This is a genomic window from Nocardioides soli, from assembly GCF_014191495.1.
In the GTDB taxonomy this organism is placed as follows: domain Bacteria; phylum Actinomycetota; class Actinomycetes; order Propionibacteriales; family Nocardioidaceae; genus Nocardioides; species Nocardioides soli.
Genome location: NZ_JACHWR010000002.1, coordinates 887979 through 913913 on the forward strand (window position 1 = coordinate 887979; position 25935 = coordinate 913913).

The 25935-nt window shown below is 71.7% G+C and carries 25 protein-coding genes; 19 read left to right on the top strand and 6 right to left on the bottom strand.

Translation table 11 applies throughout. The annotated features are described in order from the left end of the window. The first annotated feature begins 18 nt into the window (after positions 1 to 18). Positions 19 to 1311: an aspartate aminotransferase family protein gene (locus FHU40_RS14700; protein ID WP_183593041.1), complete on the top strand. Its 1293-nt coding sequence runs from the start codon at positions 19 to 21 to the stop codon at positions 1309 to 1311. 26 nt (positions 1312 to 1337) lie between these two features. After that, positions 1338 to 2177 carry a mycofactocin-coupled SDR family oxidoreductase gene (locus tag FHU40_RS14705; RefSeq protein ID WP_183593042.1) on the top strand — a complete coding sequence of 280 codons (840 nt, stop codon included), beginning with the start codon at positions 1338 to 1340 and terminating at the stop codon, positions 2175 to 2177. 45 nt (positions 2178 to 2222) lie between these two features. On the opposite strand, the gene FHU40_RS14710 is transcribed toward FHU40_RS14705, so the two are convergent. Together FHU40_RS14710 and FHU40_RS14715 are read right to left on the bottom strand one after the other, a co-directional pair. Next, positions 2223 to 3296 (bottom strand): 2-oxoacid:ferredoxin oxidoreductase subunit beta, encoded by a 1074-nt coding sequence (locus FHU40_RS14710; RefSeq protein ID WP_183593043.1) that lies wholly within the window; start codon positions 3294 to 3296, stop codon positions 2223 to 2225. After that, a complete protein-coding gene (locus FHU40_RS14715; protein WP_183593044.1) occupies positions 3293 to 5260 on the bottom strand; it encodes a 2-oxoacid:acceptor oxidoreductase subunit alpha in 1968 nt (655 codons plus the stop codon). Before FHU40_RS14715 ends, FHU40_RS14710 begins: the two co-directional genes overlap by 4 nt. A 171-nt stretch (positions 5261 to 5431) precedes the next feature. Here FHU40_RS14715 and FHU40_RS14720 point away from each other — a divergent pair, with 171 nt between their 5' ends. The 6 genes from FHU40_RS14720 to FHU40_RS14745 all read left to right on the top strand — a co-directional run bounded on the left by FHU40_RS14720 (position 5432) and on the right by FHU40_RS14745 (position 11239). Then, positions 5432 to 6928, top strand: coding sequence for an aldehyde dehydrogenase family protein (locus FHU40_RS14720; protein ID WP_183593045.1), 1497 nt, complete (start codon positions 5432 to 5434; stop codon positions 6926 to 6928). Positions 6929 to 6978: 50 nt separating this feature from the next. Next, complete coding sequence (locus FHU40_RS14725) at positions 6979 to 7740, top strand: SDR family NAD(P)-dependent oxidoreductase (protein ID WP_183593046.1); 762 nt, start codon at positions 6979 to 6981, stop codon at positions 7738 to 7740. Between the two features lie 54 nt (positions 7741 to 7794). Next, positions 7795 to 8841, top strand: coding sequence for an LLM class flavin-dependent oxidoreductase (locus FHU40_RS14730; protein ID WP_183593047.1), 1047 nt, complete (start codon positions 7795 to 7797; stop codon positions 8839 to 8841). A gap of 114 nt (positions 8842 to 8955) precedes the next feature. After that, positions 8956 to 10083 (top strand): hypothetical protein, encoded by a 1128-nt coding sequence (locus tag FHU40_RS14735; protein ID WP_183593048.1) that lies wholly within the window; start codon positions 8956 to 8958, stop codon positions 10081 to 10083. Then, positions 10080 to 10649, top strand: a complete 570-nt coding sequence (locus tag FHU40_RS14740; protein ID WP_183593049.1) for a UGSC family (seleno)protein — start codon at positions 10080 to 10082, stop codon at positions 10647 to 10649. The genes FHU40_RS14735 and FHU40_RS14740 overlap by 4 nt, the downstream gene beginning before the upstream one ends. After that, positions 10646 to 11239, top strand: coding sequence for a TetR/AcrR family transcriptional regulator (locus tag FHU40_RS14745; protein ID WP_183593050.1), 594 nt, complete (start codon positions 10646 to 10648; stop codon positions 11237 to 11239). Before FHU40_RS14740 ends, FHU40_RS14745 begins: the two co-directional genes overlap by 4 nt. A gap of 31 nt (positions 11240 to 11270) precedes the next feature. Here the strand turns inward: FHU40_RS14745 and FHU40_RS14750 are convergent, their stop codons facing one another. The 4 genes from FHU40_RS14750 to FHU40_RS14765 all read right to left on the bottom strand — a co-directional run bounded on the left by FHU40_RS14750 (position 11271) and on the right by FHU40_RS14765 (position 15480). Next, positions 11271 to 11729: a MaoC family dehydratase gene (locus FHU40_RS14750; protein ID WP_183593051.1), complete on the bottom strand. Its 459-nt coding sequence runs from the start codon at positions 11727 to 11729 to the stop codon at positions 11271 to 11273. A 61-nt stretch (positions 11730 to 11790) separates the two neighbouring features. Continuing rightward, on the bottom strand, positions 11791 to 13023 hold the full coding sequence (locus FHU40_RS14755; RefSeq protein WP_183593052.1) for an MFS transporter: 1233 nt from the start codon (positions 13021 to 13023) through the stop codon (positions 11791 to 11793). Between the two features lie 4 nt (positions 13024 to 13027). Next, positions 13028 to 14209: an FAD-dependent oxidoreductase gene (locus FHU40_RS14760; RefSeq protein WP_221199843.1), complete on the bottom strand. Its 1182-nt coding sequence runs from the start codon at positions 14207 to 14209 to the stop codon at positions 13028 to 13030. Next, positions 14206 to 15480, bottom strand: a complete 1275-nt coding sequence (locus FHU40_RS14765; RefSeq protein WP_183593053.1) for a cytochrome P450 — start codon at positions 15478 to 15480, stop codon at positions 14206 to 14208. Before FHU40_RS14765 ends, FHU40_RS14760 begins: the two co-directional genes overlap by 4 nt. A 98-nt stretch (positions 15481 to 15578) precedes the next feature. Here FHU40_RS14765 and FHU40_RS14770 point away from each other — a divergent pair, with 98 nt between their 5' ends. From FHU40_RS14770 to FHU40_RS14820, 11 genes are all read left to right on the top strand, one after another. Beyond that, positions 15579 to 15776, top strand: coding sequence for a ferredoxin (locus tag FHU40_RS14770; RefSeq protein WP_183593054.1), 198 nt, complete (start codon positions 15579 to 15581; stop codon positions 15774 to 15776). Between the two features lie 34 nt (positions 15777 to 15810). Beyond that, complete coding sequence (locus FHU40_RS14775; protein ID WP_183593055.1) at positions 15811 to 17049, top strand: MFS transporter; 1239 nt, start codon at positions 15811 to 15813, stop codon at positions 17047 to 17049. Between the two features lie 115 nt (positions 17050 to 17164). Further along, positions 17165 to 18325 carry an acyl-CoA dehydrogenase family protein gene (locus FHU40_RS14780; RefSeq protein WP_183593056.1) on the top strand — a complete coding sequence of 387 codons (1161 nt, stop codon included), beginning with the start codon at positions 17165 to 17167 and terminating at the stop codon, positions 18323 to 18325. 16 nt (positions 18326 to 18341) lie between these two features. Beyond that, the gene (locus tag FHU40_RS14785) at positions 18342 to 18854 is read left to right on the top strand and encodes a nuclear transport factor 2 family protein (RefSeq protein WP_183593057.1); all 513 of its coding nucleotides are present in this window, start codon (positions 18342 to 18344) and stop codon (positions 18852 to 18854) included. Beyond that, positions 18851 to 19423, top strand: a complete 573-nt coding sequence (locus FHU40_RS14790) for a nuclear transport factor 2 family protein (protein ID WP_183593058.1) — start codon at positions 18851 to 18853, stop codon at positions 19421 to 19423. Before FHU40_RS14785 ends, FHU40_RS14790 begins: the two co-directional genes overlap by 4 nt. After that, positions 19423 to 21066 carry an FAD-dependent oxidoreductase gene (locus FHU40_RS14795; RefSeq protein WP_183593059.1) on the top strand — a complete coding sequence of 548 codons (1644 nt, stop codon included), beginning with the start codon at positions 19423 to 19425 and terminating at the stop codon, positions 21064 to 21066. The genes FHU40_RS14790 and FHU40_RS14795 overlap by 1 nt, the downstream gene beginning before the upstream one ends. Then, positions 21063 to 22616, top strand: a complete 1554-nt coding sequence (locus tag FHU40_RS14800) for an AMP-binding protein (protein ID WP_183593060.1) — start codon at positions 21063 to 21065, stop codon at positions 22614 to 22616. Before FHU40_RS14795 ends, FHU40_RS14800 begins: the two co-directional genes overlap by 4 nt. After that, positions 22609 to 23067 carry a hypothetical protein gene (locus FHU40_RS14805; protein WP_183593061.1) on the top strand — a complete coding sequence of 153 codons (459 nt, stop codon included), beginning with the start codon at positions 22609 to 22611 and terminating at the stop codon, positions 23065 to 23067. Before FHU40_RS14800 ends, FHU40_RS14805 begins: the two co-directional genes overlap by 8 nt. Continuing rightward, positions 23067 to 23525: a MaoC family dehydratase gene (locus tag FHU40_RS14810; RefSeq protein ID WP_183593062.1), complete on the top strand. Its 459-nt coding sequence runs from the start codon at positions 23067 to 23069 to the stop codon at positions 23523 to 23525. The genes FHU40_RS14805 and FHU40_RS14810 overlap by 1 nt, the downstream gene beginning before the upstream one ends. Beyond that, on the top strand, positions 23522 to 23968 hold the full coding sequence (locus tag FHU40_RS14815) for an acyl-CoA thioesterase (protein ID WP_183593063.1): 447 nt from the start codon (positions 23522 to 23524) through the stop codon (positions 23966 to 23968). The genes FHU40_RS14810 and FHU40_RS14815 overlap by 4 nt, the downstream gene beginning before the upstream one ends. A gap of 240 nt (positions 23969 to 24208) precedes the next feature. After that, positions 24209 to 25906: an FAD-binding protein gene (locus tag FHU40_RS14820; RefSeq protein WP_183593064.1), complete on the top strand. Its 1698-nt coding sequence runs from the start codon at positions 24209 to 24211 to the stop codon at positions 25904 to 25906. Positions 25907 to 25935: the final 29 nt, after the last annotated feature.

The following is a 25935-nucleotide window of genomic DNA, read 5'->3' on the forward strand; positions in this document are numbered from 1 at the left end:
CTGAAGGGAACGAGGAAGATGAACAAGTCAGACATCCAGGCTCAGGCGATCGCCCGAGCGCAGCAGTTCGTGCCCCGGGGCGTCTCGTCGGGACACCGGGTCGGCTGGACCCAGGTCTTCGACCGCACCGCCGGCTCCTACGTGTGGGACATGGAGGGCAACCGCTACATCGACTACCTCAACGCGTGGGGCCCGATCGTCCTCGGCCACTGCGACGAGCGGGTCAGCGAGGCGGTGTCGCGGGCGATCCGGACCTGCGACGTCACCGGGGTCGGTCCCCAGCTCTACGAGGCCGACGTCGCGGAGATCGTGTGCGGCGCGATGCCCAGCGCCGACAAGGTCGCGTTCTGCAGCTCCGGGACCGACGCCACCATGCACGCGGCGCACATCGCCCGGGCGGCGACCGGCCGTCGCAAGCTGCTGAAGTTCCACGGCAGCTACCACGGCTGGAACGACCAGCTCGCCGTCGGCAGCTCCCGCGTCGACTTCTCGCCCGACGCTCCGCTCAACACCCCGAACGGCGCCGGGCTGCACCCCGGCTCGGTCGCCGACGTCGTGGTCGTCGAGTGGAACGACCACGCCGGGCTGAAGGCGGCGTTCGCCGAGTTCGGCCCCGAGCTGGCCGCCGCCTTCTCCGAGCCCTACGTGCACAGCTACGGCTGCGTGCCGGCCGAGCCCGGCTTCCTCGAGCTGCTGCGCGACCTGTGCACGGCCGAGGGCACGATCCTCGTCTTCGACGAGGTCAAGACCGGGTTCCGCGCCGCGCTGGGCGGCTACCAGAGCGTCATCGGCGTCACGCCCGACCTCACGGCGTTCGGCAAGGCCATCGCCAACGGGTTCTCCGTCGCCGGCATCGCGGGCATCGAGTCGCTGATGGGGCACCTGGGCGCCTACGACGGGAAGAAGGCGACCCTCGACGGCACCTACAACGCCTCGCCCTACGGGATGGCGGCCTCCCTGGCCACCCTGCGGGTGCTCGGCGACGACGAGACGATCCCGCACCTGTACGCGATGGGCGAGCGGCTCCGGGCCGGGCTGCGCGAGGCCATCGCCGCCGCCGGGGTGCCCGCCTGCGTGGCCGGCCTCGGCTCCGAGTACGTCGTGTACTTCCGCGAGCAGCTCCCGAAGAACTTCAAGGAGGCCATGGACGTCGACGGCGACCTGTTCGCGCGCTACCACGCCGGACTGCTGAGCCGCGGGGTCCTCGAGCCCAGCTTCCCGACCGGTGACCGCCGGATGAACGCGGCCGTCACCGCCGAGGACATCGACTACACCATCGAGGCTGCGACCGCGAGCCTCGCCGAGCTCTGAGTTACCGGACAAGTAAGGAGAACACGATGGGTCGCATGGACAACAAGGTCGCCTTCGTCACGGGCGTCGCCCGGGGCCAGGGGCGGTCGCACTGCCTGACGCTCGCTCGTGAGGGCGCCAAGATCATCGGCATCGACCTCTGTCACTCGCTCGACAAGGTCGCCTACCCGCTCGGCACCGAGGAGGATCTCGCCGAGACCGACCGGCTCATCAAGGAGATCGGCGGCGAGGCGGTGCTGCTGCAGGCCGACACCCGCAACCGGTCCCAACTGCAGGCCGCCGTCCAGGCCGGGCTCGAGCGGTTCGGCCAGATCGACGCCGTGGTCGCCAGCGCGGGCGTCTGGACCTGGGGCGAGGCGCGCGACCTGCCCGAGGACGAGTGGCAGTTCGCTCTCGACATGAACCTCACCGGCGCCTTCAACACCGCGCAGGCGGCGCTCCCGTCGATGATCGACCGCGGCCAGGGCGGCTCGATCATGTTCACCTCCTCCCAGCTCGCGCTGCGTGGCTGCCCCCAGGCCGTCGCCTACTCGGCGGCGAAGGGTGGACTCGTCGGCATGATGCGGGCGCTGGCCTCGGAGCTCGCGCCGCACCAGATCCGGGTGAACACGATCCACCCGAGCACCGTGGCCACCGACATGGTCCTGAACCAGCCGACCTACGACCTCTTCGCCCCGCACAAGAACGGCGAGGCGACCGTCGATGACCTGCACGAGTCCATGCGCGCGTTCCACATGCTGCCGATTCCGCTGATCGAGTCGCAGGACATCAGCAACGCCGTGCTCTACCTCGCCTCGGACGAGTCCCGAGCGCTGACCAGCGTGGTGCTGCCGGTGGACGCCGGCTCCACCCAGAAGCTGGGCTGACCCGGCACGCCCGTCCCCGCGGATGACCCGGGGGCGGGCGGAGGGTCAGGAGTCCACCGTCCACACGTCGCCGCCGCCGTCGACGACGGCCTGCAGGCCGGGCGCGCTCCCGCGGGCGACCCGGACCTGCTCGCGGGCCTGGTCGTCGTAGGTGGGGCGTTCGACCTGGCGGAAGATCCCGATGGGGGATTGGTTGAGGTAGCCGGCGTCGGTGAGTCGCGAGATCGCGAACGCGGTGGTGGGGTCGGGGTTGTGCGCGTCGTGGACGAGGATCGCATCGTCACCGACGTCTGCGACCGCGACGATCTTCACCCCGCCGGTCTCGCTGTCGCGGACCAGCCCCTTCGCGCCGTTGCCGAAGACGATCGGCTCGCCGTGGACGAGCGGGATGATCGCGTCGGCCTTGGTGTCGTTGTCCTTGATCGCGTCGAAGGCGCCGTCGTTGAAGATGGGGCAGTTCTGGTAGATCTCCACCAGCGACGTGCCACGATGCGCGGCGGCCGCGGACAGCACGGTGGTGAGGTGCTTGCGGTCGGAGTCGATGGTGCGGGCGACGAAGGTGGCTTCGGCGCCCAGCGCGAGCGAGACCGGGTTGAACGGGTGGTCGAGGGAGCCCATGGGGGTGGACTTGGTGATCTTGCCGGTCTCGGACGTGGGGGAGTACTGGCCCTTGGTCAGGCCGTAGATGCGGTTGTTGAACAGCAGGATGGTCATGTTGACGTTGCGGCGCAGGGCGTGGATGAGGTGGTTGCCGCCGATGGAGAGGGCGTCGCCGTCGCCGGTGACGACCCAGACGGAGAGATCCTCGCGGGCGGTCGCGATGCCCGTGGCGATCGACGGCGCACGGCCGTGGATGGAGTGCATGCCGTAGGTGTCGAGGTAGTAGGGGAACCGGCTGGAGCAGCCGATGCCGGAGACGAAGACGATGTTCTCGCGGCGTAGGCCGAGGTCGGGCAGGAATCCTTGGACGGCCTTGAGGACGGCGTAGTCGCCGCAGCCGGGGCACCAGCGGACCTCCTGGTCGGAGGTGAAGTCCTTGCCGGTCTGGGGCTGGTCGGTGGTGGGGACCAGCTCGACACCCGAACGGAGTCCGGGGAACGGAAGCCCGGTGGTGCTCACTTGCCTGCCTCCTGGAGATCGAGTCGGCGCACGTGCGCGAGGGTGGTGGAGCGGTGCGGCCGCTCGCCCAGATCGGCCAGCGCGTCGAGGATCAGCCGCTCCATCTCCTCGGCGCCGAACGGCATGCCACGCACGCTGGTGAGCGGCTGGGCGTCGACGAGGTACTTCGCCCGCAGCAGCAGGCTCAGCTGGCCGAGGTTCATCTCCGGCACGAGCACCTTGTCGTAGCGGCGCAGGACCTCCCCGAGGTTCGTGGGGAACGGGTTGAGGTGGCGCAGGTGCACCTGTGCGACGTCGTGGCCCAGGTCGCGGACCCGGCGGACGCCGGCGCCGATCGGGCCGTACGTCGAGCCCCAGCCGACCATCAGCAGGCGGGCGCGGCCGGAGGGGTCGTCCACCTCGACGCCCGCAACCGACTCGGCCACCGCGTCGACCTTGGCCTGACGCAACCGCACCATCCGGTCGTGGTTGGCCGGGTCGTAGGAGATGTCGCCGGTGCCGTTCTCCGCGTGGCCGGCCTTCTCGATGCCGCCGATGCGGTGCTCCAGTCCCGCGACACCGGGCGGCGCCCACGGCCGGGCCAGGGTCGACTCGTCGCGCAGGTAGGGCCAGAACACGTCGCTGAGGGAGCCGTCCTTCTCGACCACCCGGCGGTTCGGCCCGGTCGCGAACGCGGGCTCGATCCTCGGCAGCGCGGCGATCTCCGGGATCCGCCAGGGCTCGGAGCCGTTGGCGAGGTAGCCGTCGCTGAGCAGCATGACGGGGGTGCGGTAGGTGATCGCGATCCGGGCTGCCTCCAGGGCGGCGTCGAAGCAGTCGCCCGGTGACCGCGGTGCCACGATCGGCAGCGGTGCCTCGCCGTTGCGCCCGTACATCGCCTGGAGCAGGTCGGCCTGCTCGGTCTTGGTCGGCAGCCCGGTCGAGGGGCCGCCGCGCTGCACGTCGACCACCACCAGCGGCAGCTCGAGCATCACCGCCAGGCCGATCGCCTCGGACTTCAGGGCGATCCCGGGCCCCGAGGTGATGGTCACCCCCAGCACGCCCGCGTACGCCGCGCCGAGCGCCGCCCCGATGCCGGCGATCTCGTCCTCGGCCTGGAACGTCGTGACGCCGAGTCCCTTGTGCCTGGACAGCTCGTGCAGGACGTCGGAGGCCGGCGTGATCGGGTACGCCCCCAGGAACACCGGCAGCCCGCTCCGGTCCCCGGCCGCGAGGATCCCGTAGGACAGCGCCGTGTTGCCGGTGACGTTGCGGTAGCGGCCCGGCGCGGCCGCGGCGGGTTCGACCTCGTAGCGGACGGCGAACGCCTCGGTGGTCTCGCCGAAGTTCCACCCGGCCCTGAGCGCCGCGATGTTGGCGTCGCGCACGCTGGGCCTGCCGGCGAACTTGCTGGCGAGGTGGCTCAGCGTGCCCTCGACGGGCCGGCCGTACATCCACGACAGGAGGCCGAGCGCCAGCATGTTCTTCGAGCGCGCCGCGTCCTTGCGGGACAGCCCGAACTCGCTGGTGGCCGCCACCGCGATCCCGGTCAGGTCGATGGCGTGCACGGTGAAGTCGTCGAGCGAGCCGTCGTCGAGCGGGTTCGCGTCGTAGCCGGCCTTGGCGAGGTTGCGCGCCGTGAAGTCGTGGGTGTCCACGATGATCGTCGCGCCGGGCCGCAGGTCGGCGACGTTGGCGCGCAGCGCGGCCGGGTTCATCGCCACCAGCACGTGCGGATGGTCGCCCGGGGTGAGGATGTCCCGGCTGGCGAAGTGGAGCTGGAAGGACGAGACGCCGGGGATCGTGCCGGCCGGCGCCCGGATCTCCGCCGGGAAGCTCGGGAGCGTCGACAGGTCGTTGCCGAAGACCGCGGTCTCCTGGGTGAACCGGTCGCCCGTGAGCTGCATGCCGTCGCCGGAGTCGCCGGCGAACCGGATGACGACACGCTCCAACTGCTCGACGGGCTTGGGGGTCTCGACAGTCATGGGCACTCCGATTCGTCCCGGTCCGGGATGGCGCCAGACCCAACGCCTAATAGTGATAATCAATCCTACGGAAAAGCCGATGCCGGTCAAGCTGTCGATGCTCTTCTCATTCATGACTATCATTGCTATGTTCAAGGCGGAACCAGACGCACTACCCCGAGGAGGACTTCGATGGCAGTCGAGAAGCGGTCGGCCAGCACCTACGTCGACGGCGCATGGACCGACGGCGCGTCCGGCACGTCGTACACGTCCGTGAACCCGGCGACCGGGCAGCCCCTCGGTGAGACCGTCACGAGCTCGGTGGCCCAGGTGGACGAGGCGATCGCGGCGGCCCGGAAGGCGTTCCGGTCCGGCGAGTGGCCCTCCTGGACGCCCCGCAACCGCGCCGCCGCGATCCACCGGTTCGCCGACATCCTCGAGCGCGAGAAGGAGTCGCTCTCGCGACTCATCGCCTCGGAGGTCGGCACCCCGGTGGCGGCCTGCCGCAGCATGCAGGTCGGCGGCCCGATCGAGGTGCTGCGGTGGTACGCCGAGATGGCGGTCCGCGGCCCGCGGGGCGGCTACGAGCAGGCCCTGCCCCACTACAACACGCCGGTCCCCTCCGGCAGCCTCCTGCACTACGAGCCGGTCGGCGTCATCGCCGCCCTGCCGGCCTACAACTACCCGCTCAACCTCCTGGTGTGGAAGCTCGGCGGCGCCCTGGCCAGCGGCTGCACCACGGTCGTCCTGCCCTCGCCGCAGGGCATGTGGAGCACGCTGCGGATCTTCGAGCTGCTGGACGAGGTCGGCCTGCCCGCGGGCGTGGTCAACCTGGTGACGGGCGGGCCCGAGATCGGCATCCACCTCACCGGCCACCCGGACGTCGACATGGTGTCGTTCACCGGGTCGGACGCCGTGGGCGCCCAGGTGATGTCGCAGGGGGCGCTCGGCTCCGTGAGCAAGGCGGTCCTCGAGCTCGGCGGCAAGAGCCCGAACATCGTCCTCCCCGACGCCGACCTGCCCGCCACCGTCGCGGCCTCGATCCTGCGGTTCGCCCGCAACGCCGGCCAGGGGTGCGCGGCGTGGAGCCGGGTGCTGGTCCCCGAGGACCGGGTCGACGAGTTCTGCCGGTTGGCCGACGAGTTCATCGCGACCGTCAAGGTCGGGGACCCGCTCGAGGAGGACAGCGTCGTCGGCCCGGTGATCTCGGAGGCCCACCGCACCCGGGTCGAGGGCTGGGTCCAGGAGCTCCTCGACGCCGGCGCCAGCTGGGGTGCCGGAGGCGGTCGTCCCGAGGGTCTCGACCAGGGGCACTACCTGCGTCCCGGCCTGCTGCGCGACGTGGATCCGGACCACCCGCTGGCCGACACCGAGTTCTTCGCCCCGATCGGCATGATCTTCGGCTATCGCGACGTCGAGCACGCGATCGAGCTGGCCAACAACACGCGCTACGGCCTCGCCGGCAACGTCTTCGGCCCGCTCGACCAGGCGATCGAGGTCGCCAAGCGGGTCCGGGCCGGCACGGTGACCGTCAACGGCGGCTCGGGCATGCGACCCGACGCGCCGTGGGGCGGCCCCGGCCGCAGCGGTGTGGGCCGCGAGCTCGGCGAGGACGGGTACGCCGAGTTCTTCGAGGTCAAGCACATCCAGTACGCGCTGGCGGGCATCACCCGCCCCCCGGGCACCTGAGCGTGCCCCGACCCACCAGGACCGAGCAGGACTGAGAGGAATCCACGCACATGCTGTTGAAGGACAAGGTCGCGCTCGTCACCGCGGGCGCCTCGGGGATGGGCCGCTCCGGAGCCGAGCTGTTCGCCGAGCACGGCGCCCACGTCTACGTCGTCGACGTGAACGAGGCGGCCGCCACGGAGGTGGCCGGGGGCATCGCCGAGAAGGGTGGCTCGGCGAGCGCCGCCGGGGTCGACGTCCGTGACCTCGACGCGCTCAAGCGGCTCGCCGACCAGGTCGTCGCGGACCACGGGAAGCTCGACGTGCTCTACAACAACGTCGGCATCCCGGGTGCCGCCGGCCTCGACATGACCGTGGAGGAGTGGGACACCGGGCTGGAGATCAACGCCCGGTCCAGCTTCTTCCTCTCGGGCTACCTCACCGACGCGCTCAAGGCGGCCGACCGCGCCTCGGTGATCTTCACCAGCTCGACCTCGGGCCTGGTGGGGTCGCCGTTCAGCCCGATGTACTCCTTCACCAAGGGCGGCATCATCGCCCTGGTCCGCTCGATGGCGCTCGCCCTGGCCCCCGACGGCATCCGGGTGAACGCCATCGCGCCGGGATCGGTCGAGACCCCGGGCCTGCCGGCGTTCTTCCGGGCCAGCCCGGAGGAGACCGAGAAGCGGAAGGCGGCGTTCTTCGCCCAGATCCCGCTGGGCCGGGCCGCGCAGCCCGAGGAGATCGCGCAGGTCGCACTGTTCCTGGCCAGTGACATGTCCAGCTTCGTCACCGGCGTGACGATCCCCGTGGACGGCGGTCTGACGGCCAAGTGACCCCGTCGGTGCGCGCCGCCGCCGGCGGCGCGCACCGCGCAGAGGAGGCAAGTCATGGAATTCGGCATCCTGATGGGCGACCAGCCGGTCTCGACCCCGCCGGAGGAGCACCTCGACCTGATGCTGCGCAAGGTGGAGGCCGCCCAGCGCGCCGGCTTCACCTACCTCACCATCGGTCAGCACTACCTGTACGACGGCTTCCGCTGGTTCCAGCCGATCCCGCTGCTGGCGCGGCTCGCCGCCGAGCTCGACGACCACGTGCGGATCGGCACCACGGTCCTGGTCGGGCCGGTGCACCATCCCGTGTCCCTGGCCGAGGACCTGGCCACGCTCGACGTGATCACCCGCGGCAAGCTGGTGGTCGGGATCGGCACCGGCTACCTGGCGCACGAGTATGACGTCTTCGGCAAGCCGTTCAAGCAGCGCTACTCGCTCCTCGAAGAGCTCATCGAGGTGATGACCAAGTGCTGGACCGAGGACCGGGTCACCCACCACGGCAGGTTCTTCGACATCGACGACCGGCCGACACACCTGCACCCGATCCAGAAGCCCCGGCCGCCGATCTGGCTCGGCGCGATGAAGGAGACCGGCGTGCGACGGGCCGCGCGCCACGGCGACGTCTGGACGATCACGCCGCAGCAGACCATCGAGCAGGTCGAGGGCCTGATCGGCACCTACATCGACGAGCGCGCCCGGTGCGGCCTGCCGCTCACCAAGTTCCCGCTGCGCCGCGAGCTGCAGGTGGCCGCGTCGTACGACGACGCGCTGCGCGACTTCGCGGAGGTCGCGCGGGTCAAGTACGTCTCCTACGCCGGCCAGGGCATGCAGCTGCTGGACCAGGAGCGGGTCGAGAACGAGTTCCTCGAGAACGTGAAGGACCACGTCCTGCTCGGGACCGGTGACCAGGTGTGCGACCAGATCCGCGACATCGCGGCCCGGCTCCCGATCGGCCCGCTGCTGATCCGGCCGCACTGGCCCGGCATGGACGCCGAGCAGACCGCCGCCTACCTCGAGCGGGTGGGTCGCGAGGTCGTCGCGCCCCTCCGGGACCTGGAGAGCATCGGCTTCGAGGAGTTCCAGCCGCCGGTGCTCGCCGGCTGAGCCGTCCCGGCGCTTAAACGGATTGACGCAGTCCGCTTAAGACGCTAGCGTCATCGACGTCCGCCGCCGACGAACCGGCCCGCACCGGCCGGCGATCGCAGATGGAGAGCGCCGATGACCCTGCTGGAGCTGCCCGAGTCCGAGGTCTGCGAGACCTTCATGGAGCGCGGCTGGACCGACGGGCTGCCCGTCGTCGCGCCGACCCCCGACCGGGTGGCCGCGATGCTCGCCACCGTCGGCATGGCGCCCGGCGACGTGGTCGGCGGCATCGCGCGTCGCGGCCGGGTGCTCACCGCCGAGCTCGCCGCGGTGAACGCCGTGATGGCCGGCTGCGCCCCCGTGCACTTCCCGATCGCGGTGGCCGCCATGGGTGCGGCCCTGGACCCGGCCTTCAATGCGAACGCGACCTTCACCAGCACCGGCGGCGCGGCGACCTGCATCGTGGTGAGCGGCCCGATGGCGTCCGAGGCCGGGATGAACTCCGGCGCCAACCTGCTCGGCCCGGGCAACCGCGCCAACCTGACCATCGGCCGGGCCCTCCGCCTGGTCGCCCGCAACGTCTTCGGCGCCGCCAGCGGGGACATGGACGCCTCGTCGCTCGGCAACGCCGCCAAGCTCAGCCTCTGCTTCGCCGAGGCCGACCCGCCGGAGCCCTGGCTGCCGCTGCGGGTCCGGCTCGGCTACGCGCCGGAGGACACCACGGTCACCGTGATGGCCACCGAGGCGTCGCGGCAGATCGCCAACCACCTCTCGGAGGACCCCGTCGGCCTGCTGCGCACGATCGCCTCGTCGATACGCGTGCCGGCGACGTTCCCGGTCGGCAAGGGCGGCCAGGGTGTCGTCGTGCTCGGGCCCGAGCACTCCCTCGCGCTGCGCCAGGCCGGCTGGACCCAACGGCAGGCCGCCGAGCTCCTGGTCGAGGCCAGCCGGATCCACCCCGACGACCTGATCGCCAACGGCGTACCGCTCGAGGTCGACAGCGCGCACGACATGACCCCCGGCGCCGACGGGCTGCTGCCCTCCCTCGTCTCGCCCGACGACCTCGTCCTAGTCAGCGGCGGCGGCGGCGGTCCCGGGTGGTCGGCGTACCTCCCGGGCTTCGCGCCGGCGAAGCACAGCCGGGCGGTGACCCGTCGGGTCCGGACGGCGGCCGACGAGTTGCCCGACTGCGGGCCGGACGCCTGCGAGGTCGACCTCTCGACCTTCTCCGCCACCCTTCACGCCCGAGGAGCAGCGTCATGACCGGTCCCGCCATCCAGGTGCACACCCCCTGCCTGCCCGAGGTCGAGACCGAGCGGATCCCGCTCGCCGCCCGGCCGGCCCTCCGGGGCGACGCGCCGGCCGACCTGCGGCTCGGCCTGGTCGACAACGGCAAGCCGCGGGCCCGCGAGCTGCTGCAGCTGCTCGCCGAGGAGCTGCGGGCCCGGCTGCCGATCGTCTCCGTCGAGCTGATCAGCAAGGCGTCGGCGGCCAACCCGATCGGCGACGAGGAGGCTGAGGCGCTCGCCGCGCGCGTCGACCTGGCCGTCGCGGGCCTCGGCGACTGCGGTGCGTGCACGGCATGCTCGGTGCACGACGCACTGCTCCTGGAGCGCAACGGCGTGCCCGCGACCGTGCTCATCACCGACGTCTTCGTGCCCACCGTCGCGCGCTTCTCCGACGTCCTCGGGTCGCCCGGCTACCACTCGCTCGTGGTGCCGCACCCGGTCGCGGTCAAGCCGGCCGAGCACCTGCGGCGGCTGGCGGCCGGGGTCGCCGACGCGGCGGTCGACCAGCTGACGGCGCCCGCGGGCGCCCTCGTCGGATGAGCGCACCCGGCAGGGAGGCGAGCGACCAGCGCCCGCCGGCTCGCCGGCGCCAGCGCTCGGACGGCCTGCGCAACCGGGTGCTGGTCGCCGAGGCGGCGTACGACGTCTTCGCCGAGCACGGGCTGCGGGCGACCGTCTCGCAGGTGGCCGAGCGGGCCGGCGTCGGCAACGCCACCGTGTTCCGGCACTTCCCGACCAAGGCCGACCTGCTCGACGAGGTGGCCAGGCGCTGGCTGGGGGACTGGGGTCGCGTGATGCGGCGGCGCCTGGGAGCGACCCGGCAGGACGCGCTGGCCGACCTGCTGCCGGCGCTCTTCGAGCGGCTCCGGTGCGACCGGTTCACCCTGGACGTGCTCCGGGCCGCGTCCCTGCACCCCGAGGTCGAGCGCGCCCGGCAGGAGACCGAGCTGCTCTTCACCGCGGCGCTGCTCCGCGCGATCGACGACGGCCAGGTCCGTGCGGACATCACCTACGCCGACATGGCGGTGCTCGTCCTCGGCGTGGCGGGTCAGCTCGCCGACTTCGGGGACTTCGACCCCGACCGCTGGCATCGGCACGCGATGCTCACCTGGGCCGCGATCAGGGTCTGAGCCCCGGTCACCGCTCCGGTCACTGCTTCGGTCACTGCTCGGTGGGGCGCTTGAGCATCAGGCCGGCCCGGTGGGCGATGTGGACGACCTCGTCACGCTGGTTGTAGCCGCGGTGCTCGAAGTAGACGATGCCGGAGTCGGTGCGGCTCTTGGACTCGCGCTTGTCCAGGATCGTCGACTCGGCGCGCAGGGTGTCGCCGTGGAAGACCGGGTGGGGGAAGTCGAACTTCGTGTAGCCCAGGTTGCCCAGGGTGGTGCCCATGGTGAGGTCGTAGACGATCATCCCGCCGATCAGACCGGCGGTGTAGAGGCTGTTCATCAGCCGCTGTCCGTGCGGCTGGGTCTTCATGTACTCCGCGTCCAGGTGGATGGGCGCCGGGTTCATGGTGATGGAGGTGAACAGGATGTTGTCCATCTCCGTGACGGTGCGGCTCCAGGGGTGCTTGAACTCCTGGCCGGCCTCGAACTCCTCGAACCACATGCCGGGCATCGCGGGTCTCCTCTCATGGGGGGTCGTTGCAAGTCTAGTGCAATCATAAGCATAGATTTGCCTACTTCGGGGTGTCGCCCCAGCGCGGTTGCCCCGCGGGGCGCATCCGGATCAGCAGCGGCAGGCTCAGCACGCTGACCGCGGCGCACACGCCGAAGCCCGGCACCAGGGAGCCCGTCGCGTCCTTCAGCGCACCCATCAGGAACGGCGCGGCGCCGCCCGCGGTGAAGGAGAACAGCATGCACATCGAGCTCAGGCGCGTCGCGTCCTGCGGAGACGTGGCCTCGTCCTGGACCTTGACCAGGGCGAGGGTGCTCGCGCCGCCGATGCCGAAACCGGCCAGCAGCGCGCCCGGCAGTGCCCAGTCGTGGGGCTCCCAGGTGAGCATCAGCGTGCCCACCGTCGAGGCGACCATGGCGGTGGCGAAGACGCCGCGACGTCCGCGGATCCGGTCGGTGAGCGGGGCCAGGGTGAGGATCGAGAGGAACTGGACCAGCTGGAAGCAGACCAGGTAGACGGCCGCGGTCGTCGGGTCGATGCCGTGGTCGACGAACAGCGTCGGCAGCCACGCGATCACCCCGAAGCCGAGGAACATCGGCACGCTGTAGACGACGGTGACGAACCAGGCGCGTCCCTCGCGCAGGGGCAGTGCCAGCCGCTCCCGCGGGCCCGTGGTGCGGGGGATGCCCAGGCCGCGCAGGGAGAGGACGACGAGGGCGGCGACGAGCAGCAGTGCGCCGACGCCCCACAGCGACAGCGTGAAGCGCCACCCGGCGCGGTCGGTGATCGGCTGCGCCGTACCGGCGGCGAGCGCGACCCCGAGGGCCATGGAGGTGGAGTAGACCCCGGTGCCGAGCCCGCGCAGGCGCGGCAGGTGGTGGCTGATGAACGCCGGCGCCAGCGTCGAGATCGCGCCCAGGAACACGCCGATGAGGCCCGCCGTGACCACCAGCGGCACCGCCGTGCCGATCACCAGGCGCGAGAGCTCGGCGAGGCCGAGGACGGCGAACAGCGAGATCATCGCCCGGTCGGCGCCGACCCGGCTGGCCAGGGCGTGGCCGAGCGGAGCGCCCGCCGCCATCGCGAGCACCGAGAGCGAGGTGAGCAGGCTCGCCGTGGTGGCGTTCATGCCCAGGTCCTCGCTGATCACCGGGATCAGCGGCGGGGTCACGCCGAAGATCGCCCGGACGTTCACCCCGATCGCGACGACCAGGGCCAGGGCGACCCAGGGCGAGAGCCGGCCCGGGCGCGTGTCGCGGCGTCCTCGCGGAAGCGTGCCCAGGCTGAGCTCCACCGGGTCAGCCCAGGGCTTCGACGGGTCCGCCGACGGCGGTCCGCGCCCGCACGACGTCCTTGCTGGCGTCGACGCCGAGCCACGCGGTCAGCACGCCGTCGCGGCTCCACCGTGCCCGCGCGAGCGCGCCGTCGTCGTCCCGCTCGACGCTCAGCTCGTCGCCGGGGGCGTGCGAGCCGACGTACTGCAGCTTGCGCCCGAACAGGTCGGACCAGAAGTAGGGGACCGGGTCGTGCTCGGGGCCCTCGGCCCAGTCGAGCAGGCTCGCGGCGGCGGCGGTCGCGACCATGCTCGCCTCGTCCCAGTGCTCGACGAGCCGGTGCGAGCCGGTGTGCCGCGACCAGCGCTGCGCCACGTCGCCGAGGGCGACGACCCCCGGCACGCTGGTGCGCAGCCGGGCGTCGACCAGGATGCCGCGGTCGGTCCGCAGCCCGGAGTCCGCCAGCCAGGCCAGGTCGGGGCGTACGCCGATCCCGGTGACCACGACCTCGGCGGGGAGCACCTCGCCGTCGGCGAGGTGGACGCCGTCGGACTCGACGGAGGCGACCGCCGTGCTGGTGCGCAGGTCGATCCCGGCCCACCAGGCGCGGGTGCTGGCGCCGACCACGGGGCCGATCGCCCCGGCGAAGGGCTCCGCGGCGTACTCCACGCAGGTGACCCGGCAGCCCGCCGCGAGCGCCGTGGTGGCGACTTCGGCGCCGATCCAGCTGGCGCCGACGATGACCACCCTGGCCCCGGGCGTCAGCCGGCGTCGCAGGGCGAGCGCGTCGTCGAGGGTGCGGAGCGTGAGCTGGGCTCCCGACCCCGGGAGCCTGATCGGCGTCGCCCCGGTGGCGATCGCCAGCGCGTCGTAGGCCAGTTCGCCGTCGCCGTCGCCGGCGTCGGTGCGCAGGGTGCGGGCGCCGGCGTCGAGGCCGGTGGCCCGGGTGCCCAGCCGCAGGTCGACGTCGAGCTTCTCGACGTCGAAGGGCAGCGGTGCGTCGTCGCGGCTGCCGGAGAGCACCTGCTTCGACAGCGGCGGGCGGTCGTACGGCGGATGGTGCTCCGCGCTCACCACCGTGATCCGGCCGGCGAACCTCTTGCGGCGCAGCGCTCCGACGAGGCGTGCGGTGGCCAGGCCACCACCCACGACCACGACGTGGCCGGACTCGGGGTCCAGGGTGTGGCCGGCAGCGGCCCGGTTCACGCGCCGATCTTGGTGTAGTGGTCGGCGAACAGCGGCGTGTCGCCCAGCAGCCGCTCGCCCGGCGTGAAGGTCACCGGGATCGAGTGGAAGCCGGCGTTGGTGCCCTGGTCGGGGTAGGTCACCAGGCGGTCCATGTCGACGACGTAGTCGCCCATCCGGGCCAGGACCTGGCGGATCATCTCCCGGGCCATCGCCTTGCCGAGGTGGGAGCCGGCGCAGCGGTGGATGCCGAGCCCGAAGGCGACGTGCCGGTTGGGCCAGCGGGTGATGTCGACCTCGTCGGGGCTCTCGAACTGCTCGGCGTCGCGGTTGGCCGAGGCCCAGGACAGCAGCGCCCGGTCGCCCGAGCGCACCGGGCAGCCCTGGAAGTCGGTGTCCTGGAGGATGGTGCGGGCCAGGGCCTGGGTGGGGGAGAAGACCCGGAGGAACTCCTCGACCGCGATGTCGACCATGGACGGGTCGTCGATGAGCCGCTGGCGCTGGTCGGGGTTCTCGTAGAGCCAGACCAGCGACTGGGTGACCAGCGAGGCGGTGGTGCCGACGCCGCCGGAGATGACGAGCTCGAGGATCGAGTAGATCTCGTCGTCGGTCATCGTGCGGTCGTCGACGTCGACGTTGATGAAGTGGGTCGTCGCGTCGGTGCCGGGGTTCTCGCGGCGGTAGGCGATGTGGTCGCGGACGGTCCTGCTCACCCAGGGGACCGCGACCTCCGCCGCGTGCACGTACTCCGGGGTGCCCGGCGCGGCCGAGACCAGGGTGTGCATCGCGTCGACGTAGTTCTTGTACTCCGAGGGGTCCAGGCCGAGCCAGTCGATGGTGACCGCGGCCGGCACTGCGGCGACGATGGCCAGGTCGGCGTTGCCCTTCTCGATGATGGTGTCGATGAAGCCGGTGACGTAGTGCTTGATCACCCCGTCGAGGTTCTCCACGGCCGCAGGTGCGGTGACCTTGTTGACGGCCTTGCGGTACGGACGGAAGTCCGGCGGGTCCAGCTCGATCGGGATGTGGAAGGCGGTCGGCGCCTTGGGGATGGTCACCGACAGGCCGGGGCCGCCGTACTCGTCGTGGCGCGCGGAGGAGAAGATCTCGTCGTCGCGAGACGCCTCGAAGACCGCCTTGTAGTCCGCGAGCACCCAGAACCCACCGTGCGCGTCCGTCCAGGAGACCGGGGTCTCCTCGCGGAGCTTGCGGTAGTTCGCCACGTGGTTCTTCGCGTGGTCCGCCGAGTGGTGGTCGAAGTGAACAACGGGGCAGCGCGGCTGGTCCGACATCGGGTTCAATCCTCCGTGGTTGCCAAGGGGCTTCCTTGAGTGAGCATGATCATGATAATAGTTATACCCAGCATCACGTCAAGGGAGAGGACCCATCCATGCGAGTTGTAGCCGACCTCGACAAGTGCCAGGGGCACGGTCTCTGCCGGATGTCCGCCCCCGACGTCTTCGACCTCACCGTCGACGAGGGCCAGGTGATCGTGAAGTTCGACGGCGAGATCCCCGCCGAGCTCGAGGACGCCGCCGCCCTCGGCGTCGAGTCGTGCCCGGAGATCGCGCTGAGCATCGTGGAGTGACCCGCTCCGGACGCGGCAGGGCGCGGGTCGCCGCGTGAGCGACCGGCGCCCGTCGGGGCGCGGGGTGGCGCTCCTCGCCTTCGCGCTGCTCGGCACGTCGGTGGCGGTGGTGTCCCTGGTCGGGCTGCTGTCGGTGGAGCTCACCGCCGACCTGGGTTTCGGTGACGCCGGGCTCGGTGTGGTCGTCTCGGCCTTCTGGCTGGTCACCTCGATCGCGGCCCCGGTCGCGGGCCGCTGGATCGACCGGCGCGGCTGGCCCCTCGGTGCCTCCCTGGGGGGAGCGGTGTGCGCGGTCTGTCTCGGCGCCTGCGTGCTGCTGGTCGACTCCTGGGCCGGGCTCCTCGTGGTGCTCGCCGTCGCCGGGATCGGCTACGGCCTCTGCTCGCCGACGAGCAACCTGCTGGTGATGACCGCCGTCCCGGCGCGCCGCCAGGCCTCGGCCCTGGGGCTCAAGCAGACTGCGCCACCGGTGCTGCTGGCCGTCGCCGGTGCCACGCTGCCGGCGTTCGCGCACAGCCAAGGCTGGCGGGCGGCGATGGCCGTGGGGCTGACCCTCCCGTTCGCCGTGCTGGTCGGATCGCGGCTGCTGGTCGCGCGCGGCGCGCCGACGGGCCGCCCGGCGCCGTCCTCGCAGGGCGCCGTCGACGCGGTGCGGGCGACGGGCGAGCGTCGTCCCGCGCCGCTGCGGACCGTGCCCGTCGTGGTGGCCGCCGGCCTGGGCACGCTCTCGGTGGCGACCATCACCGGCTTCGCGGTCCTCACCCTGGTCGGCGCGGGGCTCGCGCCGGTCGCCGCGGCCGGTGTGGTGTCGGTGGGCAGCCTCCTCGCCGTCCTGGTGCGTCTGGGGTCGGGCTGGTTCCTCGACGCCCGGCCCGCCGACGACCTGACGCCCCTGCTGCTGGTGATGGGGGTCGCGGGCCTGGCTCTGGCGATGGTGGCGGCCGGGACCGCCTTCGGCGGCACGGGCTGGCTGGTGGTCTCGGGCGTCGTGCTCAGCCTGGTCGCGGCCTGGACCTGGCCGGCCCTCCTGCTCCTGGCCGTGGTTCGGCGCGCCTCGGGGCCCGGCGCGGCGAGCGGGCTGCTGCAGCTGGGCAGCGGGCTCGGCTCCGCCGTGGGACCGATGGGCTTCGGCCTGCTCTCGCAGGCGGGTGGCCGCGACTGGGCGTGGCTGGCGATGGCCGTCTCCACCGTCGTGGCGATGGTGCTGGTGCGGCGGGCCGCGCCGCCTCGGGCGGACCTGATCGGTCCCGCCGCGTCCCTGTCCAGCGCCTGAGCGGGTCGAGCCGGAGGGGGTGACAGTGCCCGCGACATAGTGATAATAGTGATAAGGAACTTCCGGATGGCACCGACCCCCGCGCGCCGCCGGCACCCCGAGACCAGGAGGATCCATGGACTTCTCCGTGGACGAGACCCACGAGGCCATCCGCGAGGCCGTGCGCGCCATGTGCGCCAAGTTCGACGACACCTACTGGATGGAGCGCGACGAGAGGCACGAGTTCCCCTGGGAGTTCTACAACGCCGTCGCGGAGGCGGGCTGGCTCGGGCTGAGCATCCCCGAGGAGTACGGCGGCGGCGGGCTCGGCGTGACCGAGGCCGCGATCGTCGAGCGGGAGATCTCGGCCTCGGGCGCCGGCATGTCGGGCTGCTCGGCGGTGCATATCGGCATCTTCGGCTTCGAGCCGCTGATCCGGCACGGCAGCGAGAGCCTCAAGCAGCGCTTCCTGCCGCGGGCCGCCCAGGGCGACCTGCACGTCTCGTTCGCGGTCACCGAGCCCGACGCCGGCACCGACACGCTCAACCTGACCACGCAGGCCCGCAAGGTCGACGGCGGCTGGCTGGTGAGCGGCAAGAAGGTGTGGATCACCAAGGCCCAGGAGGCGGAGCGGATGTTCCTCCTGGTTCGCACCTCCCCGCGTGAGGGCAAGGCGCACCGCGGCCTCACCCTGATGTTCGCCACCTTGGACCCCGAGCACGTCAAGATCCGCGAGATCCCCAAGCTGGGCCGCAACGCCGTCGACACCAACGAGCTCTTCATCGACGACCTCTTCGTGGCCGACGAGGACGTCATCGGCGAGGTCGGCGAGGGCTTCAAGGTGATCCTGGGCGGCCTCAACGCCGAGCGGGTCATCTCCGCCAACGCCGCCCTGGGCCTGGGCGAGGCGGCGCTGCGCCGGGCCACGAGCTACGCCAAGGAGCGGGTCGTCTTCGGGCGCCCGATCGGCCAGAACCAGCTCGTCGCCGGTCAGCTCGCCGAGGCCCGGATCCGCCTCGACGCGGCCACCGCGATCTGCGACAAGGCCGCCTGGATGGTCGACAACGACATCCCCTGCGGCCGCGAGGCCAACGAGGCGAAGTTCCTGGCCAGCGAGGCCGGCTTCCACGCGGCCGACGTGGCGATCAACGTCCACGGCGGCTACGGGTACGCGAAGGAGTACCACGTGGAGCGCTACTTCCGGGAGTCGCGGCTGAATCGGATCGCGCCGATCAGCCAGGAGATGGTGCTCAACTACATCGCCGAGCACGTCCTCGGCCTGCCGCGCAGCTACTGAGGAGAGGACCGATCGGATGAGCGTGGACACGAGCGTGCTCGAACGGCTGGCGGTGCGGACGGCCGGCGAGGACCTGCTGCACCGCTACCAGCGTCTGGTCGACGCCAAGGACGTGGCGGGCCTGGGCCGCATCGTCGTCGACGACGTCGAGCTCCAGCGGCGGCAGGGCCCGCGCCGGGGGCGTGCGGAGTTCGTCCGTCTCTACCAGGACTTCGCGGACTCCGACGTCGAGGTCGCCCAGCACATGGTGAGCAATATCCAGGTCTCCCCGTTGGACGACGGCAAGCACCGCATCGACTCGGCGTTCTTCGTGCTGACCACCCACGAGGCCGGCGGTGCCCGGATGGTGTGGGGGCGCTACTGCGACGACATGGTGCGCGTCGGCGACGATTGGCGCTTCTGCGCCAAGCGGATCGAGGTCGTGCGCACCGCACTGATCCCCGAGGAGAGCCTCGTCTCCGGCGACGTGTCCTCCTTCGGACCCATGGAACCCCAGCAGGTAGGCCGGCAGACAGGAGCGGGAGCATGAGCGACGACTCGAGCCTCGAGGCGCGGCTGCGCCGGATCGAGGACAAGTTCGAGATCCAGGACCTGGCGCACCTCTACGGCTTCGTCATGGACGAGCGCGACCTCGACGGGCTGGACCGGCTCTTCACGCAGGACGCGCACCTGGGCTCCGAGGACGGCGTCTTCAACGCCGACGGCCTGGAGACCATCGCGAAGACCTACCAGGGCCGGTACGACGTGCTGGGGGCGACCAACCACTTCGCCCACGCGGTCATCACCCGCTTCGACGACGGGGACCCCGACGTGGCCTACGGCCTCGTCAGCGGCCACGCCGAGGTGGTCCGGCAGGGCGAGACCATGGTCGTGGCGCTGCGCTACCACGACGTCTACCGCCGCACCGAGCGCGGCTGGCGGATCGCCGACCGGGTGATGGGCTACATGTACTACCTGCCGGTCAGCGAGTACGTCGAGACGATGAAGAGCGACGACCGCAGCCTCGTCTACGGCGACCCGCGCCCCGCCGACTGGCCCTCGGTGCTGCACGGCAACGACCTGGGCTGGCTGCGCGCCTTCTACGACCAGGGCCAGTGATGGCGGGGCGGGGCTTCGACTCGACCCACGACGTGGTGGTGCTCGGCAGCGGGTGCGCCGGGATGGTCTCGGCTCTGGCCGCCGCCGACGCGGGCGCCGACGTGGCGCTCCTCGAGAAGGCCGACCTGCTCGGCGGCACCACGGCGCTCTCCAGCGGGGTGGCCTGGCTGCCCGGCAACAGGTACCAGGCCGACCACGGGGTGATCGACTCCGCCGAGGACGGACGGGCCTATCTCGCCGCGCTCTCCAACGGCATGATCCTGCCGGAGTTCACCGACGCCTTCGTCTCGACCGTCGACGAGATGCTGGAGTGGACCGAGCAGCGCACTCCGCTGCGGATGCAGCTGGTGCCCGGCTACCCCGACTACCACCCGGAGTTCCCCGGAGGGAAGCCCAGCGGCGGCCGCTCCACCGAGCCGGCGCTCTTCTCCTTCCACCAGCTGGGGGAGTGGGCGGACCGCTTCCTCGGCGACCGCCGCTCGATGCACGTCGGCGAGACCCCGGTCGGCGGCGGCACCGGCTTCCTCGCTCCCGAGGAGGAGGAGCGCCGCGCCGCCCAGCGGCTCGAGGGGCTGGGCCGCGGGCTGCTCGGCGCGCTGCTGAAGGGTTTGCTCGACCACGGTGTCCGGGTCGAGACCGGCGCCGAGGCGGTCCGGCTGGTCACCGCCGACGGTCGGGTCACCGGCGTGGAGCTCGCCGACGGCACGACGGTCGGTGCCCGCCGCGGGGTGGTGCTGGCCACCGGCGGGTTCGAGCGCGACCCCGACCTGGTCACGGCGTTCCTGCGTGGCCCGCTCAGTCACTCCCCGGGCGCGCCGACCAATACGGGCGACGGGCTGCGGATGGCGATGCGGGTCGGTGCCCAGCTCGGCGCGATGCGCGAGGCCTGGTGGGTCCCGGTCGTCACCATCCCCGGCTTCGAGGGGGAGCAGTACTCCGGCCGCGGCGTCCAGCTGGTGCAGCGGGAGCGCACCCTGCCGCGCACGATCATGGTCAACGCCCAGGGGCGGCGGTTCACCAACGAGGCGGCCAACTACAACGCGCTCGGCGCCGCCTTCCACGTCTTCCATCCGACCCGCTTCACCTACGAGAATCAGCCGGCCTGGGTCGTGCTCGACCAGGGCTTCCTCGACGAGTACGGCGGCTACGGCGTGCCGGCCGGCCAGGTGCCGGAGTGGCTCGAGCGTGCCGACACCGTCGAGGAGCTGGCCGAGCGGATCGGTGTGCCGCCGCGGGAGCTGCGCGCCACCGTGGACCGCTGGAACGAGCTGTGTGCGCGGGGCCACGACGACGACCACCAGCGCGGCGACTCGGCGTACGACGGCTGGTGCGGCGACCGCAGCCGCTACCCCGGCCCGATGTCGACGCTCGGCCCCATCGACCGGGCGCCGTACTACGCGGCCCCGATCCACGCCAGCAGCCTGGGCACCAAGGGCGGCCCGCGCACCACGGTGGACTGCGAGGTGCTCGACGTGGACGGCGACGTCATCCCGGGGCTGTGGGCGGTCGGCAACGCGATGGCGGCCCCCACCGGCATGGTCTACGGAGGCGCCGGGGGAACGCTCGGCCCGGCCATGGTCTTCGGCTACCGGTGCGGTCGCTCGGTGGCCGGTGCTCCCTCGGGGAGCGAGGAGGGCCGATGAACCAGGGACTGATCCCCGCCAAGTGGGCGGCGCTGACCCCACGTGGGCAGGCTGTCTACGACTCGACGCTCGACCGGCGGATGACGTGGTCCGAGCTCGACGAGCTGGTGCGCCGGCTGGCGAACGGGCTGCTCGGCCTGGGACTGCGCAAGGGCGACCGGGTCGCGGTGCTCTCGCGCAACAGCGTCGAGTACCTCGCGACGTACTTCGCCGCCGGCCGGGTGGGCCTGGTCACCCAACCGCTCAACTGGCGGCTGGCCGCGCCGGCGCTGGCGGATGTCGTCCGTGACGCCGCGCCCCGCGTCGTGCTCTCGCACGCGGAGTTCCGCGGCGTCGTCGAGGAGCTGCAGCGCGGCGTCGACGTACCCCACTGGCTGGAGTTCGGGCAGGCCTCGGACGGCTCGTTCGCCGACCTGGTCGGGCGCTCGTCCGGCCTCGAGCCCGCGGCGGCCGCGCTGGTCGCCGAGGACGACCCGTTCTTCCTGCTCTACACCGGCGGGACCACCGGTGAGTCCAAGGGCGTCGTGCACACGCACCGCAGCGCCGCCGCCGGCATGATGAACCAGACCGTGGCCGAGCGCATCGTGCCCAGCGACGTGTACATGCTGACCGGGCAGATGTTCCACATCCCGATCGTGCTCGCGATGAACTACCTCAAGCACGGGTGCCCGCTCGTGCTGATGAACTTCGAGCCGAAGCTGGCCCTCCAGCTGATCGAGAACGAGAAGGTGTCCGCCTTCCTCGGGGTCACCACCATGCTGAACTGGATGATGGCCGAGGGCGACTTCGGCAGCTACGACCTCGCCAGCCTGCGCAACATCCAGTACGGCGGCGGGCCGATGCCGTCGCAGATCGTGCGCCAGGCCCTCGACTCCTTCCCCTGCACGCTGATCCAGGGCTACGGGCAGACCGAGGGGCCCGGCATGACCTTCCTGTCGCAGGAGGACCACCGGGACGCCGTGCGGGGCATCCACCCGGAGCGTTTGCGGTCCTGCGGACGCGAGGGCTTCCTGGCCACGGTCCGGCTGGTCGACACCGACGGCAACGAGGTGCCGCGGGACGGCCGGACCCCGGGCGAGATCGTGGTGCGGTGTCCGGCCAACATGGCCGGCTACCTGAACCGCCCCGACCTCACAGCCCGGACGATCCGCGACGGCTGGATGTGGACCGGCGACCTGGCGACCTGGGACGAGGACCGCTACGTCTACATCGTCGACCGCTCCAAGGACATGATCATCTCCGGCGGGGAGAACATCTACTCCGTCCAGGTGGAGGAGGCGATCGCCAGCCACCCGGCGGTCCTGGAGTGCGCGGTCATCGGGGTCCCGGACGACGAGTGGGGAGAGAGCGTCAAGGGCTTCGTGGTGCTCAAGCCCGGCCAGGAGGCCACCGAGGCCGAGATCATCGACCGGGCCAGGCAGCACCTCGCCAGCTACCAGAAGCCCCGCTCGGTCGAGTTCGTGGGCGAGCTGCCCAAGGCGCCGACCGGCAAGATCCTCAAGCGGGAGCTGCGTCGTCCCTACTGGGAGGAGAGGGATCGCAATGTCTGAGCACGACGCGTCGGCGCGACGCCACGCCGACGACTACTCCGACCGGGTCGGTCGCGAGTTCCCCGGCGGCAGCTACACGATCACGCCGTGGCGGACCTGGCTGGTCGCCGACACGCTGCTCGACGACCCGTGGGACGAGACGCCCCACCCGGTGCTCGCGTGGATGGCCGGCGTCGCCGGCATGGGGATGACCTGGGACGACCTGTTCGCCTGGTTCGACGCCGGCCCCGAGGACGGGCCGATGTTCGGCGAGCACCGCACCACCCTCCATCTACCCCTGCGGCGGGGTGCGACGTACGACGTCACCGGACGCATCGTCTCGGCGGAGCGCAAGGTCGGGCGGCGGGCCGGCGCCTTCGACGTCGTCGGCTACGAGCTGGACCTGCACCTGGCCGGGGAGCACGTGGCCCGGTGCTACAACTCGATCGTCTTCCCCAGGAGGGACGCCTGATGAGCGACCGCTCGGCCGTCGAGGTCGGCAGCCCCATCCCGCCGCTCCAGGTCACGGTGGACCCGGAGAAGATGAAGGTGATGGCGGCGCTGCTCTCCGACCCCACCCCGATCCACTTCGACACCCGGGCGCTGGCGGCGCTCGGCATGGACGAGCGCCCCGTCAACCAGGGGCCGCTCAACATGGGCTACCTGCAGACGATGCTGGCCCGGTGGGCCGGGGGGCGCGACCGGGTCCTCGACTTCCGGGTGCGCTTCCTGGGCAACGTGCTGGCGGGGGACGTCGTCCGCGCGCACGGGGTGGTCACCGAGGTGAGCGACGGCGACCGGGGCCGCGTCGCCACCTGCGACATCGCGCTCGACGTGGTGGGTGGAGCGGTCGCGCTGTCGGGCACCGCCGAGGTGCTGCTCGACGAGGCCCCCGCCGTACCCAGCACGCGAGACCAGGAGCTGACATGACCCTGACCCACGAACCCGCCCACGGCCGGCTGGGGTTCCAGCTCGCCTACGGCGACACCGACACCGTCGGTATCGCCTACTTCGACATCTACTACCGCTGGATGGAGCGGTGCTACTCCACCTGGCTGTTCGCCCACGGGATCCGCAGCGGCCAGATGGCCGAGGATCTGGGTGTGGTCACGGTCGGGATCAGCTCCGGATGCCGCTACGTCGACACGGTCGAGGTCTTCGACGAGATCGTCTGCCAGGCCGTCGCCGACCGGATCGGCACCACCTCCTACGCCGTCGGATTCGAGTTCACGCGCGGCGAGCAGCTGGTCACCAAGGGCCAGATGGTCTTCGCGGCCCGCAACCCCGGCGACTTCGGCAAGGCGCCGATCCCGCAGCGCCTGCTCGACGTGATCCGCACCCTGCCCGAGCCGCGGTTCGAGCTCGCAGGCTGACCGGAGGTAGCTCCGTTCGTCTCCTGGTGGCCGCCGCCCACCAGCGTCCGCGGCGTCGGCCGCGCGCCGGTGCCGGCCGTGGCGCGCCGCGGCCTGCCCGCTGTCGAGCCGTAAGCGGACTGGCCCACGCTCACTTCGAGCAAATCATTCGCACAGATATTGACTTAACGCTGATTATGATATTCACTCTTGTTCGCGAGCTGTGATGCAGACCACTGCCGACCTGAGGAGTGTGAATCCATGGCGGAGAACGCCAGCAACGGGCCCATCATCGTGGTGGGGGCCGGGCTCTCCGGTCTGGCCACCGCGCTGACCTCCGCGCTCAACGGGCGGCCCGCTCTGGTCCTCGAGGCCGCCGAGCTGGTCGGTGGCGCGGCGGCCTACTCGGGCGGCCAGGTCTGGTGCGGTGCGAACCACGTGGCGCAGCGTGAGGGCATCGACGGGGACTCCAAGCAGCTCACCGAGACCTACGTCCGCGACGTGGCCTCGCACCTGGCGCCCGAGGTGCTCGACGAGACCGCGCTGCTGCGCTGGATCGACGTGTCCCCCGACGCGATGAAGTACTTCGAGGACCAGGACGCCATCCGCTGGACGGTGATCCCGGGCCTGGCCGACTACCACAACGAGGCCGACGGTGCGCTGCCCCAGGGCCGGTACCTGACCAACGAGGTCATCGACGGATCGGTGCTGGGCGAGTGGCGCGCCAAGCTACGCTACAGCCCCTACTTCCCGGTCGGAACGACCTATCGCGACCTGCTCGAGCGGGGCCGTCGCGCGACGTACGTCGACGAGAGCGGCGAGGAGCAGAGCGCGACCAAGCAGTCCCACGCGGGGCTGCCGGCGTTCGGCCTCTCCGACGGGACCCGGTTCGAGCGGAGCGACCAGGACGACCCGCTGACCTACGGGACCGGTGTGGTGGCCAGCTTCCTCGCGCGGGTCGCCGGCCACGAGCTCGTCGAGATCCGCACCGAGCACCGGGTCACCGAGCTCGTCGCCGAGGGCGGAGCGGTCGTCGGCGTCCGCGCGGAGACCCCGGACGGTGTGGTGGAGCTCCGCGGCCCGGTGGTCCTGGCGACGAGCACCTACGACTGGGACGCCGAGCTGGTCGAGGAGATCCTCGGCCTCGGCCCCGAGGACTGGGGATCGGTCGCGCCCGAGACGCTGCGCGGTGACGGCATCAAGCTCGCTCGCCAGGTCGGCGGCCAGGTGGCCCGCATCCCGGCGAACGCGACGCCCATCCTCCCCGGCTGGCGCTCCCAGGTCGGCACCGGCTTCGGATACGGGCCGGAGTACGCCATGCCCCACTCGATGATCGTCGACCGGCACGGCAACCGCTACTGCAACGACTCCTACTGGGTGGACATCTGCCGCAGGACGCTCGATCCCGACGACACGCACCTGCCGTTCTTCCTCGTCTGGGACGACCAGCACCGGGTGAAGTACGGGCTGGCGGCGACGCCGCCCGGCGGCGACTACCCCGAGGGCTGGGTCGAGTCGGCCGACACCCTGGAGGAGCTGGGGGAGAGGCTGGGCATCGACGGCGTCCAGCTCGCCCGCACCGCGGAGCGGTTCAGCCGCTACGCCGAGCAGGGCGAGGACCCGGACTGGGGCCGGGGCAGCGTCGACTACGTCAACAAGTTCGCGGGTGACCCCGGCAACCTGCCCAGCCCGGTGCTGGGTCCGGTCGCCAAGTCGCCCTTCCACGGCATCCGGCTGCGCTTCGTCGGCACCGGGATCGGAACGTCCGGCGTCAGGATCGACGGGGACGGCCGGGTCCTCGGCGAGGCGGGAGGCCCGATCGCGGGCCTCTACGCAGCCGGTTCGGTGGCCGCGCTGACGACCACCGGCACGGCGTACAACTCGGGGATCGCGCTCGGGCGCGGACTGACCTTGGCCTACCTGGTCGGTCACGAGCTGTCCGGCAATCCCATCGCCTGACAGGTCTGGTGTCCATCCGCCCCCGCGGC

Coding starts and splice junctions, on each gene's coding strand:
- FHU40_RS14745 (WP_183593050.1), top strand. CDS start 10,646: ATGAGCGCACCCGGCAGGGAGGCGAGCGACCAGCGCCCGCCGGCTCGC.
- FHU40_RS14785 (WP_183593057.1), top strand. CDS start 18,342: ATGAGCGTGGACACGAGCGTGCTCGAACGGCTGGCGGTGCGGACGGCC.
- FHU40_RS14810 (WP_183593062.1), top strand. CDS start 23,067: ATGAGCGACCGCTCGGCCGTCGAGGTCGGCAGCCCCATCCCGCCGCTC.
- FHU40_RS14795 (WP_183593059.1), top strand. CDS start 19,423: ATGGCGGGGCGGGGCTTCGACTCGACCCACGACGTGGTGGTGCTCGGC.
- FHU40_RS14725 (WP_183593046.1), top strand. CDS start 6,979: ATGCTGTTGAAGGACAAGGTCGCGCTCGTCACCGCGGGCGCCTCGGGG.
- FHU40_RS14780 (WP_183593056.1), top strand. CDS start 17,165: ATGGACTTCTCCGTGGACGAGACCCACGAGGCCATCCGCGAGGCCGTG.
- FHU40_RS14700 (WP_183593041.1), top strand. CDS start 19: ATGAACAAGTCAGACATCCAGGCTCAGGCGATCGCCCGAGCGCAGCAG.
- FHU40_RS14750 (WP_183593051.1), bottom strand. CDS start 11,729: ATGCCCGGCATGTGGTTCGAGGAGTTCGAGGCCGGCCAGGAGTTCAAG.
- FHU40_RS14815 (WP_183593063.1), top strand. CDS start 23,522: ATGACCCTGACCCACGAACCCGCCCACGGCCGGCTGGGGTTCCAGCTC.
- FHU40_RS14730 (WP_183593047.1), top strand. CDS start 7,795: ATGGAATTCGGCATCCTGATGGGCGACCAGCCGGTCTCGACCCCGCCG.
- FHU40_RS14800 (WP_183593060.1), top strand. CDS start 21,063: ATGAACCAGGGACTGATCCCCGCCAAGTGGGCGGCGCTGACCCCACGT.
- FHU40_RS14715 (WP_183593044.1), bottom strand. CDS start 5,260: ATGACTGTCGAGACCCCCAAGCCCGTCGAGCAGTTGGAGCGTGTCGTC.
- FHU40_RS14740 (WP_183593049.1), top strand. CDS start 10,080: ATGACCGGTCCCGCCATCCAGGTGCACACCCCCTGCCTGCCCGAGGTC.
- FHU40_RS14735 (WP_183593048.1), top strand. CDS start 8,956: ATGACCCTGCTGGAGCTGCCCGAGTCCGAGGTCTGCGAGACCTTCATG.
- FHU40_RS14720 (WP_183593045.1), top strand. CDS start 5,432: ATGGCAGTCGAGAAGCGGTCGGCCAGCACCTACGTCGACGGCGCATGG.
- FHU40_RS14805 (WP_183593061.1), top strand. CDS start 22,609: ATGTCTGAGCACGACGCGTCGGCGCGACGCCACGCCGACGACTACTCC.
- FHU40_RS14705 (WP_183593042.1), top strand. CDS start 1,338: ATGGGTCGCATGGACAACAAGGTCGCCTTCGTCACGGGCGTCGCCCGG.
- FHU40_RS14765 (WP_183593053.1), bottom strand. CDS start 15,480: ATGTCGGACCAGCCGCGCTGCCCCGTTGTTCACTTCGACCACCACTCG.
- FHU40_RS14820 (WP_183593064.1), top strand. CDS start 24,209: ATGGCGGAGAACGCCAGCAACGGGCCCATCATCGTGGTGGGGGCCGGG.
- FHU40_RS14770 (WP_183593054.1), top strand. CDS start 15,579: ATGCGAGTTGTAGCCGACCTCGACAAGTGCCAGGGGCACGGTCTCTGC.
- FHU40_RS14790 (WP_183593058.1), top strand. CDS start 18,851: ATGAGCGACGACTCGAGCCTCGAGGCGCGGCTGCGCCGGATCGAGGAC.